At 56.6% G+C, this 14140-nt stretch carries 8 protein-coding genes; 4 read left to right on the top strand and 4 right to left on the bottom strand.

The features are described from left to right. Positions 1 to 33 precede the first annotated feature (33 nt). From L1047_RS06480 to L1047_RS06470, 3 genes are all read left to right on the top strand, one after another. Positions 34 to 870: a DUF6671 family protein gene (locus tag L1047_RS06480; protein ID WP_235278072.1), complete on the top strand. Its 837-nt coding sequence runs from the start codon at positions 34 to 36 to the stop codon at positions 868 to 870. A gap of 45 nt (positions 871 to 915) precedes the next feature. Continuing rightward, entirely contained in the window at positions 916 to 3690 is a 2775-nt protein-coding gene (locus L1047_RS06475; protein ID WP_235278071.1) for a cyclic nucleotide-binding domain-containing protein, read from the top strand. 124 nt (positions 3691 to 3814) lie between these two features. Then, positions 3815 to 4459: a lysophospholipid acyltransferase family protein gene (locus tag L1047_RS06470; protein ID WP_235278070.1), complete on the top strand. Its 645-nt coding sequence runs from the start codon at positions 3815 to 3817 to the stop codon at positions 4457 to 4459. 157 nt (positions 4460 to 4616) lie between these two features. On the opposite strand, the gene L1047_RS06465 is transcribed toward L1047_RS06470, so the two are convergent. Continuing rightward, positions 4617 to 5642: an aromatic ring-hydroxylating dioxygenase subunit alpha gene (locus L1047_RS06465; protein ID WP_235278068.1), complete on the bottom strand. Its 1026-nt coding sequence runs from the start codon at positions 5640 to 5642 to the stop codon at positions 4617 to 4619. A gap of 223 nt (positions 5643 to 5865) precedes the next feature. Then, positions 5866 to 6882, bottom strand: coding sequence for a glucokinase (locus L1047_RS06460; protein ID WP_235278067.1), 1017 nt, complete (start codon positions 6880 to 6882; stop codon positions 5866 to 5868). A gap of 206 nt (positions 6883 to 7088) precedes the next feature. On the opposite strand from L1047_RS06460, the gene L1047_RS06455 reads away from it, so the two are divergent. After that, on the top strand, positions 7089 to 7835 hold the full coding sequence (locus L1047_RS06455; protein ID WP_235278065.1) for a DUF3120 domain-containing protein: 747 nt from the start codon (positions 7089 to 7091) through the stop codon (positions 7833 to 7835). Between the two features lie 122 nt (positions 7836 to 7957). Here the strand turns inward: L1047_RS06455 and chlP are convergent, their stop codons facing one another. Further along, complete coding sequence (gene chlP, locus L1047_RS06450; protein WP_235278879.1) at positions 7958 to 9178, bottom strand: geranylgeranyl reductase; 1221 nt, start codon at positions 9176 to 9178, stop codon at positions 7958 to 7960. Positions 9179 to 9298: 120 nt separating this feature from the next. Then, positions 9299 to 14107 carry an alpha-2-macroglobulin family protein gene (locus L1047_RS06445; RefSeq protein WP_235278064.1) on the bottom strand — a complete coding sequence of 1603 codons (4809 nt, stop codon included), beginning with the start codon at positions 14105 to 14107 and terminating at the stop codon, positions 9299 to 9301. Positions 14108 to 14140 lie beyond the last annotated feature (33 nt).

Genomic DNA, 14140 nt, shown 5'->3' with positions numbered 1-14140 from the left:
CTTGGTTAATCCGGGTAAAGGCTATTTGTAGCTATGTGGGAGGGATGGCACAACTCAGTGGCTCTGCTAGCCACTCGGCACGGCAAAGAGACCGTCATCGGCCCTCTTTTGCACCAACACTTGGGGATCCGCGTTGAGGTAGTAGACATTGATACCGATCAATTTGGTGCTTTCTCGCGGGAACGACCTCGGCCCGGGGATCCCATGGCCACCTTGCGCCTGAAGATTGAATCCGCACTCAAGGTGAAGGATGCACCGTTGGGCCTAGCCAGTGAGGGATCCTTTGGCCCTCATCCGCAGCTTCCCTGGTTGGCCTGGAATCAAGAGTGGGTAATGTTGAGGGATCGGATACAGGGGTTGGAGCTGGTGGGCTGGGCAGATAGTAGTCGAACCAACTTTAGCCATCGCCACGTGACCACAGTGGCGGAAGCTTTGGCTTTTGCGCAACAGGTGGGCTTCCCAGAGCACGGCTTGATGGCCCTTGACGATCCGCAGCAGCCGCGGGTGATCCACAAAGGGATCCAGGATGAGGACACCCTCCGAGCCGTGTTCAACGAGCTAAACACAGGTGGGCAGGGGGTTCATTTAGAAACCGATATGCGGGCCATGTGCAACCCTTCTCGTTTGCAGGTGATCGCCGCTGCCACCCAAAATTTGATCGCTAGAGCCCAAAGCCTTTGTCCTGCCTGTGGAACCCCCGGTTATTGGCGGATCCGCTCCCTTTCTGGCCTGCCCTGTGGCGACTGCGGTGCTCCCACACCGTTGCCCAAAGCCTGGATATATGGGTGTTTGCGCTGTAGCCATAGCCATCAGGAGCCTGTCAGGGATCCCTGGGCCGATCCGGCCCAATGTGCGTTTTGTAATCCTTAGAAATGTCAGAAATGTCTTAGCTAATGTCGTAGGAATCGGTTGCGTATGTCCTGGGTATCCCTAAGTGAGCGGCAGTTTCATCGGCTGCGTTGGGCATTAACGGTGGCTTGGCTGCTGTTGATCGCGTCGCTGGTGGTGGATCCGATTTCCCCCCGTCTGACGGATGCCCAAAACGGGATCCCTGCTTTGCGGGTGGATCTGGAGCGCTGTGTGTTGGTACAGGGGCAGTGTGTGGCATTGGGCTCCGATTATTACTATTTGGGGGCGCCGATTTTTTGGGGGTTGGTGGTGCCTAGCGCCATTTTGATTCTGTTGATCTTTGGGCATGATTTGTGGCGGCGCATTTGCCCACTGTCGTTTGTGTCTCAGATTCCACGAGCCCTTGGGATCCAGCGCAAAGTGACCAAGGTCAAACGGGCAGAAGTTCCCCGCGTGAATGCCGAATCTTGGCTGGGGAAAAACTATTTATACCTGCAACTGGGCTGGTTTTTCCTTGGGCTTAATGCCCGCTTGTTGGGGATCAATAACGACCGTTGGCTGCTCTTGGGTTGGCTGCTGATCACCTTGGCTGCTGCTATCACGGTTGGGTTTCTCTATGGGGGCAAAAGTTGGTGCAATTATTTTTGCCCGATGGCTCCGGTGCAAAAAATCTACGGTGAACCCAGGGCTTTACTGGCTCAACCGGCCCACACCAGCGATAGCAAAATCACCCAGTCCATGTGTCGCAGTGTTGAGCCCGATGGCAGCGAAAAAAGTGCCTGTGTCGCCTGTCAGAGTCCTTGTATCGATATTGATGCCGAGCGCACCTACTGGCAGGGTATTGAACAACCGCAACAGCAGCTGTTGTACTACGGCTATGTGGGGCTGGTGGTGGGCTACTTTGTTTACTACTATCTCTATGCGGGCAACTGGGACTATTATCTGTCGGGGATTTGGGCTTACGAGCCGGGGGGGCTGGAGCGGTGGTGGGATCCCGGTTGGATTATCGCAGGCACGGTGATTCCGGTACCTAAAATTGTGGCCGTGCCCATTACTTTAGGGCTTTTTACGTGGGCAGGCTGGGTCTGGGGCCGTCAATTGGAACACTGGGCCCAAACCCGCTGGGGATCCCGGTTAGACCCCATTGAAATTCGCCATCGCCTCTACAGCCTCTGCACCTTTTTGATCTTCAACTTTTTCTTCGTGTTTGCCGGGCGATCCTGGCTGGCATTGTTGCCTAGCTGGGCCCAGTGGGGATGGGAATTTTTGATTTTGGCGGGCAGCAGTTTTTGGCTTTATCGCACCTGGCCTCGTCGTCCGGATCAATACAGTCGAGAAGGGTTGGCCACTCGTTTGCGTAAACAATTGGCCAAATTACAGTTCAACTGGCCCAAGGTGCTAGAAGGGCGAAGTCTCTCGGATTTAAGTAGTGACGAGATTTATGTGCTGGCCAAAGTTTTGCCAGGATTTAGCCAGGAAAAACGCCTAGAAGCCTACAAAGAGGTGCTCAGAGAAGCCCTGGATGAGGGCTATGTCAATAGCAGCAGCAGTCTGAAGGTGTTGGCTCAATTGCGGCAACAACTGGATATCAGCGATGACAATCACCAAGATCTCTTGCTGGAGTTGGGGGTAGAAGATCCCAGTTTGATGGATCCCAATCGTCTCCATAGCCTGGAAAACTCGGTTCGCCTCTCGGGGTACCGCCGTGCCCTAGAACGGATGCTAACGCTGCAAAGTCAACAGTCTTTGGATGAGCTGATCCGCCGGGATCCCCAGTCTATTCAGCAGTTGCGGCAGGAATATCGCATCACCCCAGAGGAGGAAGCCGAGCTCTCGGGCGGGCTGGATCGGCAGGTGGAACTTTGGCAGCGGGCGGAACATCTGCTCACTCAACTGCAAAAGCTCATCCAACGGTTTCATGCTCTCAACCAACCGCAGTTGCTGCGGCAAACCTTGGTCTTGAACCTGCTGCGAGCCAGTGTCAAACAAAAAAAGCGCCTGCTGGTGCGTGCCCTGTTGGAGATGATGGAGAGCAATCCTGATTTTGAGCTCAATCTGCGCATGGCCCAAGCCCTAGTAGAACTGGCTCCTGCTGTTTTGCCGGAGGTGCTGGATAACGCTACTGCTGCCTGGGCTAACCGTCTGCCCTACTCCCTCCTGCAAACCCTACGGAATCCCGGCTCCAACTCCCCTGCCTGTGCTCTAGATCTCCCGACAGAGACCATCAGTGGTCATCTGCAAGCCCTCTTAGCCGAAAGTAACCCCATCATTCAGGCGGTTAGTCTCTATCTGTTGCACACTTTGGATCCCTCACAACTCCCGGAGCAACTGCCCTCCTCTTCCCATCCCCTGGTCAAAACAACCGCTCAGATCCTTCAGTCCCATCCCAAGGGATCCCTTGCCCTCTCCCAATTGCCCGACCTAGAAAAGCTGATTTATCTGTTCAATAGCCAACTGTTCGCCGGGATCCACACCCACACACTGCTGGAATTAGAAGCTATTGCCTATTTCAAGATCTTTCAGGCCAAAGACATCATCTCTGACGAAGGGGATACCTGTCGGGAGCTCTTGATTTTGATCGAGGGTAAGGCGGAGGTGGAAACCTACGAACACGGTCATAGAGTCATTTCTAGCCTGCTACCCGGCCAGATTTTGGATGAGTTGGAGGTACTCTCTCACGGACGCCAATCGGGGCGCATTACAGCCACCCACAGCCCCACCCGCCTGCTGGCTATTGCGGTTGATGATCTCGATCGCATTCTCGAACGGGATCCCGACTTGTCTCGCCGCATTCTGGAATGGGAAAGCCGCCGCCTACAGCAGTTGCTACATAGCCATTAGGAAAGCGCTCGAGCCCAGGATGATACGGGAAGGAGTAGGGGGAGGCGGACGTAGGGATGGGCTTTGAGGAGACCCTTCGGCACTACACTCAGAAAGGGTGTTGTTACTGGAGTCACCGCTCGACTTGGATTCCCAAACTGGCTATTGTCGCCGCGATTGGTTAGCTTACTGGCTGCTGAAGTGGTTGGTGGTCAACCCTCTGTTTCGTGGGCTGTACTTGGGGCGTACCTATGGGCAGAACACGGTGCCTCGCCAAGGATCCCTGATTATCGTCAGCAACCATGCCAGCCACTTTGATCCGCCGTTGCTGTCTAATGCGGTACGTCGCCCGGTGGCCTTTATGGCCAAGGAGGAATTATTTCAGGTTCCGGTTTTGAAGCAGGCGATTCGGCTGTATGGGGCTTATCCGGTGAAACGAGGTGGCTCGGATCGCAGCGCGTTGCGGGCTACGGAAACCGCGTTGGCTCAGGGGTGGGCGGTGGGAATCTTTTTGAATGGCACCCGTGCTCCCGATGGGCGCATACCCCATCCTCACTTGGGTGCGGCTTTGATTGCGGCTCGAACCCAAACCCCTTTGTTGCCTGTAGCCCTTTGGGGAACTGAGAAGGTACTGCCCAAGGGATCCAAGCTGCCACGGCTGTTGTGTCCGATCAGTGTGCGAATTGGTGAGCTGATTCCACCTCCTGCCTCCAGTGATAAGGGGGAGTTACAGCGGGTCACGGAAGTGTGTGTGACGGCTATCCATACCCTGTTGGAGCAGGGGCGCTAGGGGCGTTCGTCAGGGATCATTTCAGGGATTATTAGGGATCATTAAATCATTCAAGGGAGCCGTAACCGGGCAGCCCCTCAGAAAGTGAGGATCGGGATCAAGAAGGGATCCCCATTCTCGGAGCCAGGAACCGTAAGGGCCAAAGGGATCTCCTTGTTCAAACAAGGGCGCGTCGTTGTTCAATTTCTCCGTGCGCCTTCAACAGGGCTGCCAATTTACGTCGCATCAGGATCCCAGGTTTATCAGAAGCCATGTGCTGTTCGGCTTGAATATCGAGGGGCGTATCGTAGTCGGTGGTTTCCAGGACTTCGCGGTCTTCTTCAGTCACTTGGCGGTCGTAGGCGATGATATCGGCGGCTTTGGCCTGTTCTTCTGTGTCGTTGCGATAGACAAACTGCACCAACTGGCTGTGGCCATCGTCGATGGGGGTAGCTGCCGAGAAAATCAGGTGGTAGAGGCCGTTGGGATAGTGGATCTTGAGGGTGCGGGTGAAGGGCATATACCAACGACGCACATTGGTTCGGATGGTCTTCTCTGCTTCCATGTTTAGGTTCTTTTTCTGCATCTCGGGGTTGAGCACTTCCATCCAATGGCGTACCAGCAGGCCATCCTCCAACTCAGTAACCTCGTCCAGAGGCGGCGGCACCGGGTTGGATTGATCCCCATGGGTTTTGCCATGGCCATGAACAAAGTGGGGATGGGCGCTGTCGAAGGAGTTTTCCATGAAGCGCAGCCCGCTACAGGCCCAAGGCTCGTAAAACTCATGAATGTAGCGATAGCCGGGATCCGCTGCTTCCGGAATTTCCGGAATGGGCAGCAAGGGATCCGCCAAAGCCACCCAAGCATAGCCGTAGCGCTCTTGGCACTGAAACCCGGAAACCTTGTAGGTGCGGGGGATGAAGTCTTCGGTGAGCTGGGGCACCTTCACGCAGGCACCGGAACCGTCAAATTCCCAGCCGTGGTAGGGGCAGCGGATATGGCCATCACACACAATTCCTTTCGAAAGCTGTGCCGAGCGATGACAACAGCGATCTTCCACTGCCGCGGGTTTGCCCCCCTCCTGCAGCCACAACACCAAGGGCTGCCCCAACAGGGTAAAAGACTGCGACCCATCTTGCAGAAGCGACATCGGCATCACAGGATACCAGAAGCGCTTGAGGACAGGCTGTTGGGTAACCAGCATGGCACTTTCCTGTGAGTCAACCTTGACTGAAGGCTCAAACCTGAACCATATTGTGCAGGCTTTTTGGGATTGAGTTGCTCAAAGGCTTGCCCGGAGAGCCTGACAGCATCGTAGAGGAGACAGATTCGCCATTCCGTATCTGGTGTAACAGTCAACCCAAGGGATCCGATCCCAGGGGTTATTTGAGATTTTCTTGTCTAGGTTTTCTGTTCTAGAGACTGTTCTAGAGAGTAGAGGCATAGGCAGCCGCTCCCATGAGTCCTACCTGCGCATTCACCACCACCTGCACCGATAGCTGCTCTAACAGGGGTCGCATCCGACCCTTATCCAAAAATGAGGGCAAAAACTCCCCCTGGTGCAACAGGCGCAAGAGCTTGGGGGCAATCCCTCCGGCGATGAACAGCCCCCCCCGTGGCAACAGTTGCAGGGCAAAATTTCCGACCGTGGCTCCGTAGAGACTGATAAACAGCCGTAAACATTCCACCGCCAGGGGATCCCGTGCTTCCATGGCTGCATTGGCGATCTGAGCCGCTGGGTCGATAGATTCAGCGCCTTTTTCCCAGGCTTTAATTTGGGATAGCAACTGCTCCTCTCCTTGGCCCCAGTTACTATCCCGCAAAAACTGATAGATCGCAACAATCCCCTGCCCTGAGACCACCCGCTCGGTGGAGATGCGCCCGTGCCGTTTTTGCAGATACATCAATAACTCCCACTCCAAAGGGGTTCGCGGCGAAAAATCCACATGTCCTCCTTCACTGGGGTGAACCTGGTAGCAGCCTTCTCCCCAGGTGAGGTATGCCTGCCCCAACCCAGTACCTGCCCCAATGACACCGATGGGTGCCTGCGGTTGTCGTTCGCCTGCTTGTAGGGTGTCCAGGTCTTTGTCTTTTAGGGTGAGCACCCCATAGCCCACAGCGCTGAAGTCGTTGATCAAGGCCACATGGGGGATCCCCAGTTCTGCTTCCAACTGACTGGCTTGTAGGTTCCAGGGTAGGTTGGTGACCTTGGCCCTCTGCTCCACCACCGGCCCAGCAATGGCAAAGCAAGCGGCCGCCGGCTGTGGAGCTCGACCCAGCTCCTGCTGAGCTTGCGCCAAAAACTCCTGCACAATCGGGGTCAGGCTGGGATAGTTTTGGCTGGGATAGCGGCAGCGCCACAGGCTATGCTCTGGGGTTTTGGCATCGACAAGGCTGAGGCTGGTCTTGGTGCCGCCAATGTCTCCTGCCAAAAGCAAGCCCATATTCTTTACCTCCTCTCTCTGGCCAGTGCATTCGCTCCCACCCTGACATCCTTAGGGGTGGAATGCCAATCTCAGCTCCAGGTTGTGCGGGGATCCCAAGAATCGAGATTGGCCATCCAACACATCCAACAAAGGACAAACCAAAGGACAGGCAAGGGCAGAGAAGATGCTATGTTAACTGATGTAAAGGTTTTTAATATTGCATTTTGTCTTCCACACCTTTTTTGCCGCCGTTCCGGGATGAGCCTTTGCTCCAGTCCCAGAACCTAGCGGGGATGGATTCTCGCTCTCTCAATTTCGAAAAGCGCTTCAAGACCGCCTATGTCATGGGGGGAATGGCTGCTCTGTTGGTGAGCCTGCCGGTTTTTCTACAGGCGCCCCTGGTGCGGTATGCCCCTTGGGTGAGTTTGGTGTTGTCTTTGGGCTGGCTGGGTCTCAGTTTGCACCTCTACTCGCAGTCGCGTACCCGTATCTGGGGCGATTTGCTCTACGGCTTTACCCTAACCTGGCTGGCGGGATCCCTGTACTGGGGTTGGCTGCGCTTTGAGCCCCTTTGGCACATGCCCATAGAAGCCCTGGGGATCCCGATTGTGGGGTGGGGGGCACGGCAACGGTTTGCCCGAATTGGCACCTGGTTTTATCTGGGATCCCTCTGGGGCACGGCGATCACAGATCTCTACATCCATTCGGTGGGGTTGCTGCCGGAGTGGCGACAGGCGATGCAGTTCGACCGGTTGGATCAGGCGGTTATTCCCTTCGTGGCCGCTCTAGATAAGATGGCAACTCCGTTGGGACTGGTCTGGGGAATGGGCTTGGGCTTGCTGCTGCTCGGGGTCGGCCTGTGGATGATTCAGGGATCCCGGCGGTTACATCACTGGGCTTTTGCGGGAGCGGTTTTGAACACGTTGCTGGTGGATGGTTTATTTGGTTGGGGGGCAGCTTTGTTGAGATAAAGGCTTGCCACGTTAGTTTTTTTCTTTCTAAATAAATAATCAACAGGCAAATAAATTAGGGGATCCCGATCCAAGAATGGTTGGGATCCTCTGCCGAGTTTTGTCAAGAGAAGGGTTTGAGCTTAAGGTGCTAGAGCATTGCCTCGAATCAGGCTGCCCAAGGTTTTGGCCGTGATTTTCAATTGCACCCAAGGGTTCATGGGCACCACCGTTTTGTAGAGATAACTATCAAAGGTCATCTTCTGCACATCTTTGTCGGAACACATTTCCACAAAGGCTTCACGGGTGGCATTGGAGCGGTAAAACACCCGCTGCAAAATGTCCAGCACTTTGTAGGTCATGCCGTACTGGCGATCCCAACGCTTGAGATACAGTTTCAGGTCGTTTTCGCTGGGGAGGTGTACTCCATTGTTGGAGACTTCCACGATGGTTTCGGCGCACATGCGGCCCGACTTGGCGGCAAAGTAGATCCCTTCCCCACTGGATTTGGTGACGTAGCCCGCCGCATCCCCCACCAAGGCAGCTCGACCCACTACCCGGCGTGGGCGCGGATGTTCTGGAATCGGATGGGCTTCCACTTTGATCACCTGACCTCCCCGAATCCGTTCGGCAGCGCGAGCCCGGATCCCGGCCTGCAGCTTTTGGATATCCGCTTGATTCACCTTCATGGTGCCGGTACCTACAGCCACATGATTGGATTTGGGAAATACCCAAGCATAAAAGTCAGTGGAAACGTCATCCCCCACATACATTTCCGCCCGGTCTTCGTAGTAGGCCATTTTGTCATCGGGGATTTTGATGCGCTCCTGAAAGGCCAGGGCGTAGTTGTAGTCGCCAGCATCGATGGCTTCCGCTACTTTGGAGTGAAAGCCATCGGCACCAATCACCAAATCGACGGCCAAAGAGCGGGGCAAACCCTGTTTGGAGCCATCGGAAAAATCGTTGTAGTGCAAAACGTAGGGATCCCGGCCATTTTTCGGGATCTCCAGATGCATCACTTTGCCGTTGATCAGTTCGGCCCCTTTCTCGTGGGCGCGGTTGCGCAGGAAGCCATCTAAAATCTCGCGGCGGCACATGCCGATATATTCGTTTTCATTATCCAAATTGATATCCACTTCGTAGTTGGAGGGGGAGATCATTTTCATTTTGCGCACTTTGCGGTCGATGATCTCGGGGGGAAGGCCAAACTCCGAGACCATGCAGAGGGGGATGGCACCTCCACAGGGCTTGGCATTGTCCAGCTTGCGTTCAAATAAGTAGGTCTCAATACCGGCTCGGGCTAGAACTTCAGCAGCAGAAGATCCGGCTGGCCCGCCTCCCACGACAGCAACTCTCAGGCTCAAAGCTCTCTCCTCGATGCAAATGCGATCTGTCTGATTGACAGCAGGCATCCTACCATAGCTCTCTAGAAGCCTTGCGAACTTTGACGAAGTGTTGCAGTTTGGCAGCGAGAGGGTGGAGGGTTAGGGAACCACACTCAAGGAGGCGCTGGCGCTCTGTCCGTAGCGGCTGGGATCGTACATCTCCTCGGCCACAGCCGGTGAAACTTGGAATTGACCGGGAATTTCGGGACGGAAGAGGTAGACAAATTCGTGGCTCCCTTGCTCCAGGAAGGTGCTGAAGAAGGCGACCCGATCCTCGCGATTTTCTTGGTGGGTCCAAAACCAATTCCACCAGTATTCCGGCGTGGAGCCGGTGAGCAGTCGCGGATCCTGAGAGGTAATCTCTGCTCCACTGGGCAAGGGATCCTCGATCAGCACGTAATGGCTATCCTGTTCTGCTGCAACCGTGAGCCGACCCAAGAGCATTTCTCCTGTTTGCACAGAGTCGCCCGCTGGTAGGGGTCGTTCGCGGTAAAGAATTTGCCCATTCGACTGGCGCTGGGGTTGCAGGCGGAAGTAGCTGCGGGTCACGGTGAAACCCTGGCTTTGCGGCCCTTCAGGAGTGGGGGTAAAGGCTTCTCCCGTCAGGCTGTAGTAGAGGGGGCCAGAGCCAGATTTTTCCAGGCGGAGGTTGCGTAGGTTCTCCACGTCAGCCTCCCCAAGCTCGATCGTCTGGCGAAGATTCTCCGCGCTGGGCTGCCAACGACCTACTGGGGATTCTGTTGCTCCATTTAAAACCAAGATTTCCCCTGGACCGGGGGTTTGCCGGAGCTGGGCCTGGTAATAAGCGGTGAGGCCGAGCAGGGCATCGGCGGTGGCTTTGGTGGTGCTCCAACGGTTATTTTGACGCTGCTGGAGAATGGCTGTCGCAATTTCTGAAGCACGGGGATCTTGCAGCTGCGTGGCCAACTGTAACAAAGGCCCCGCTACCTCCATGTCCTGGTAGCTGGAGCGCTCCTGAACAGTGCGGGCATTGGCTTGGGGAATGAACCAGCGGCCCTGAGGATCCGCCTGATAACGTTGCAGAGCTTGCTCCAGCGCAGCCTGGGCCAGAGAGGTTTGTCCCAGTTGGATGGCACTTAGGCCCCGATAGGCAAGCCCAAAGGTGGAGAGCTGCTCTAGAGGGGCTGTCAGAAGAGAGGGGCTACTATTCGCTGGCACGACAGGCTCCAGTAGCCAGGGATCCCAGAGGGCAAGGCCATAGGCGACGAAGGCTTGCATATCTGGCGATAGGGCTTGCGCTTGGGCCAGTTGTTCGGTTAGGTAGGTGAGCCCCCGTTGCACCTGCCAGTCTAAGGACTCCGTCCCGCTGACGCGACTGGGAACATACCCGGCGGCCTGGGCGAGATGATACCCCTGCAAGATGTAGCTGGTCAGGTAGGGATTGCTGGTATCGTAGGCCCACCAGCCCCAACCGCCATCGAAGTTTTGGGATCCCTCTAGGCGCTGCAACCCCGCCCGTAAAACCTTCGGCAACCGCTCCAGGGTTTGAGAACCCAGGCTGAGGCCCAATTGCTGGGTGGCTTGGTTGACGGCAAGGGCAGGCAAAAAGCGGCTCAGGGTTTGTTCGGTACAGCCGTAGGGGAACTCTACCAGGTAATCCAGCGGCCCCAGTAGGTCAGCCAGCGGGCTGGAGGCCAATTCTAGACGAGCATTGCGGGATCCGGCTACCCAGGTGGGCGGCCACTCCAGACGCAAATTGAGGGTATTCGCTCCTTGAAGTTGTCCTGATTGGGAGAACCGGTGCAAGGCCCCGAAGGGCTGGCTGGGGATCTGCAGTTGTAGCGCATCTTGGAGGGTGCTCCCCTCCGCCCAGACCCGCACCGTGGTGTCTCCGGCCCCTAGCACCTGCACTGGCCATTCCACCCGTTCTGCTCCCTGGGCGGCGACTGTGAGCCGTTGGCGAGGATCGCCCTGGAGCTGCAAGTTTCCCGGCACTTCCAGTCGTACCTCCACCCGTTGCGCTTGGTCGGTACGGTTTTGCACGATGGCTGCCAAGGTGAGGCGATCACCCACTCGGAAAAAGCGGGGGGTGACGAGGCGAACCAACAGATCTTTGCTGACCAAGACGCTGCTGAGGGCGGATCCGACTTGGGTGTCGGGGGTGGCGGCACGGGCGGTGAGGCGCCAGGTGGTGAGGTTGTCCGGCCAGCGCACCTGCACTTGGGCAAGACCGTTGGCATCTGTGACCAGAGCGGGGAACCAAGCGGCGGTGTCTTGGAAGTCCTGCCGGATCTGATTGGCCAGTTTATCGGCCCCGCCGGGGTATTGCTGCGGAAAAGAGGTGGTGGTGGTGACCTGGTTGTAGAGGCGTCCGTAAAAGAAGCGGCGAATATCCGGGGTGCGATCCGGCCTGAGGAGGTAGATGGCGCTGTCCACAATGCCCAGGCTGACTTCAGCGCTGACGGGCTGGCCTTGGGCATCGCGGGTGCGGATTTGGATCTGGGCAGTTTCCCCGGGTTGATAGCTGGGTTTGTCTGTTTGTAACTCCACCTGCAAGAAGCGATCCAGCGGGGATACCCGCAGAATGGTTTCGTTTTGGTACAGCTGCCGTTCGGGGCCGATGACGGTAGCGGTGGCGTAGATGTTGGGGCGATAGTCGCCTGTGAGCGGTAGGGTGAGGGTGGCGGTATGCCCCTGTAATTGCAGCACCTGCACCTGATGCAATCGGGATCCCTCAATGCCCACCAAAACAGATACATTTGGCACCGGCGAGACGATCAACAGTTGGGCTTCTTCTCCCACCTGATACACCTGCCGATCCGGGATCACCTCCAGGCTTTGGGTGGATCCCCAACTCTGTAGCGGGCTACCTGGCTGTACCACCCAGAGGTAGGAGATGTCTTGCACCGGATACCGTTGGGGATCTTGTGCCGTAAATCGCACCCGATAGTCTCCGGGTTCTAGGTCGGTGGGCAAGTTGACCGTGACGCTGCCTTCTCCATCGGCAACCCGAAAGGTCTGTCGCAGTAGGGTGTTCTGCCGTTGGTAAGTGCTGCTGCGGGGATCCCAACGCCAGCGTTCCAGGCTCATTTCCCCGGTGGTGCTCACCGGTTTACCATTGTAATCACGGGCTTGCAAGCGATAGGTAACTGATTCTCCGGGGGCGGGCAGGTGGCGATCCGCTTCCGAAAAAAGGGCAAAATGGGCGGCAGTTACCCAGGCGCGAGCGGATCCCGTGACGACACGGCGGCTAATATCCGTTACCTCCACCTCGATGCGCAGCTGTTGCACCTCCTGGCTGCCCCAGTAGCTGTCTTCCTGCCAGTTCAGATCTTGTAAAAGCCGGTGGAGACGAAATTCAGCTCTACCCTTGGCATCGGTGAAGCTGTCCCCTTCGGCTACTAGCCGACCGTAACCACCGTAGTACCCTTCCTCCTCTCCGATGTCGCTGGCAAAAAAGTCTTCGGCCTCAGAGCGGGGCAACAAGCCGTAGCGCAGGCTCCAATCGGGGCTGCTGTAAACCCGGTAGTGCAGCTGAGCATTGGCCACGGGCCCGCCAAATAGATACTCTGCCTCGGTCTGTACCGTCAGGGATCCCCCCCGTACCAACCAAGGGTGGGAAGGCAAAACCGTCACTTCAAACTCGGGCTTGCGGTAGGCTTCCACCTGAAAGGAGGTGTATTCGCGGCTGCTCCCCTCCGAGCCCAAGACTTGCCAATCGAGGCCATAACTGCCTAACGGAGTTTCTTCCGGCAATTGAAATTTCCCGTGAACGCTACCAAAGGCGCTGGTGGTCAAGGTCTGCTCGCTGAGGGGATCCCCATTGGGGGCAGTAATAGAGAGGCTGACGCGACTACCGACGGGGGGAGGGGTGAGGGTGGTTTGATCCCGGACTAGGGCTCGGAAATAGACCGTTTGGCCAGGCCGGTAGAGGGGGCGGTCGGTGTAGGTGTAAAGGCGCTCGCCCTGGTTCCAGCCATAGGCATGGCTGATGGACAACGATTGCAGGTTAGGGTCGGATCCCTGTGCATAGATCATCACCGAAGGGTTGTCTTTTACAGGCAACGTGAATCTGGCCAACCCATCCGCATCAGTGGTGGCCGTCAAGGGATCCTCTTCCCATTCCCACGGGATAACTCGCAATTGGATCCCGGCCAGAGGCCGCAACTCCCGTAAATGAACCGCTTGCACCACAAGTTCGGTGGTGGTTTTCTTTTGGATTAATCCCAGGTCACTGACCAAAAACCAATGGTCGGAACGGGGTAGGGAACTGAACGTATCGAGGCTCTCCTGTCCCTCGGCTTCTACCCAGTAGGCGCCAGGGGGTAGGATCCCTAAATCCAGGGTTTGGGTGATCCATCCTTCGGGCTCCTGCCGGAGAGGTTGCTGCCAGCTGCGGATCCGTTCTTGCCGCAAAAGAGGCTGTAGAGCAGGGTTTAGGGAGCCATAACCCGAGTTGGCTAAATCACCCAACAGCGGCGATCCCTGCACATCCTTCAGAGAAAAGCGATAGAGCTGAACCTGTACGGAGCGCAAGCTGGTGGCCCGCATCTGAAGTTGGACTTTTTCTGCGGAGGTAAAGACCTGGCTGGTGCTGTAGAGATTGAGGCTGGGGGGCAAAAGTCGAGGCTGTAGGGTCGGGATCCGCGCTGTTGCCCCTTCTCGCACTTGAGCTGCCACTTCACTGCGCAACGTTTCCAAACCCGCCCCTTGCACAGTTACTTGGTATTGGCCGAGGGGCAATCGATCTAGCTGATACGATCCGCTTTCCGTCAGACGGAGGCTGCGACTGACTGGGCCAGAAGCAATTACCTGTACCCCCCCTGGAGGGGATCCCGCCGGTAGTTCTACGCTGCCCACCAGGGATCCCGTCGGTTGTTCCGAGAGCAAAACCGCCAAGCCCAACCCCAGGAACATCACCAGGGCCACCAACCATCGCCGCAGCATCGGATCCCTCCCCTTAGTTGATCCCATACTGCC

This window comes from Synechococcus sp. Nb3U1 (assembly GCF_021533835.1).
Taxonomy (GTDB): Bacteria; Cyanobacteriota; Cyanobacteriia; order Thermostichales; family Thermostichaceae; genus Thermostichus.
Note: the sequence above shows the minus strand (reverse complement) of the source record. Positions and strands in the feature narration are given on the sequence as shown.

What these genes read in the sequence shown, in the direction of transcription:
- L1047_RS06480 (WP_235278072.1), top strand. Translation starts at nt 34, where the DNA reads ATGTGGGAGGGATGGCACAACTCAGTGGCTCTGCTAGCCACTCGGCAC.
- L1047_RS06475 (WP_235278071.1), top strand. Translation starts at nt 916, where the DNA reads ATGTCCTGGGTATCCCTAAGTGAGCGGCAGTTTCATCGGCTGCGTTGG.
- L1047_RS06465 (WP_235278068.1), bottom strand. Translation starts at nt 5,642, where the DNA reads ATGCTGGTTACCCAACAGCCTGTCCTCAAGCGCTTCTGGTATCCTGTG.
- L1047_RS06460 (WP_235278067.1), bottom strand. Translation starts at nt 6,882, where the DNA reads ATGGGCTTGCTTTTGGCAGGAGACATTGGCGGCACCAAGACCAGCCTC.
- L1047_RS06445 (WP_235278064.1), bottom strand. Translation starts at nt 14,107, where the DNA reads ATGCTGCGGCGATGGTTGGTGGCCCTGGTGATGTTCCTGGGGTTGGGC.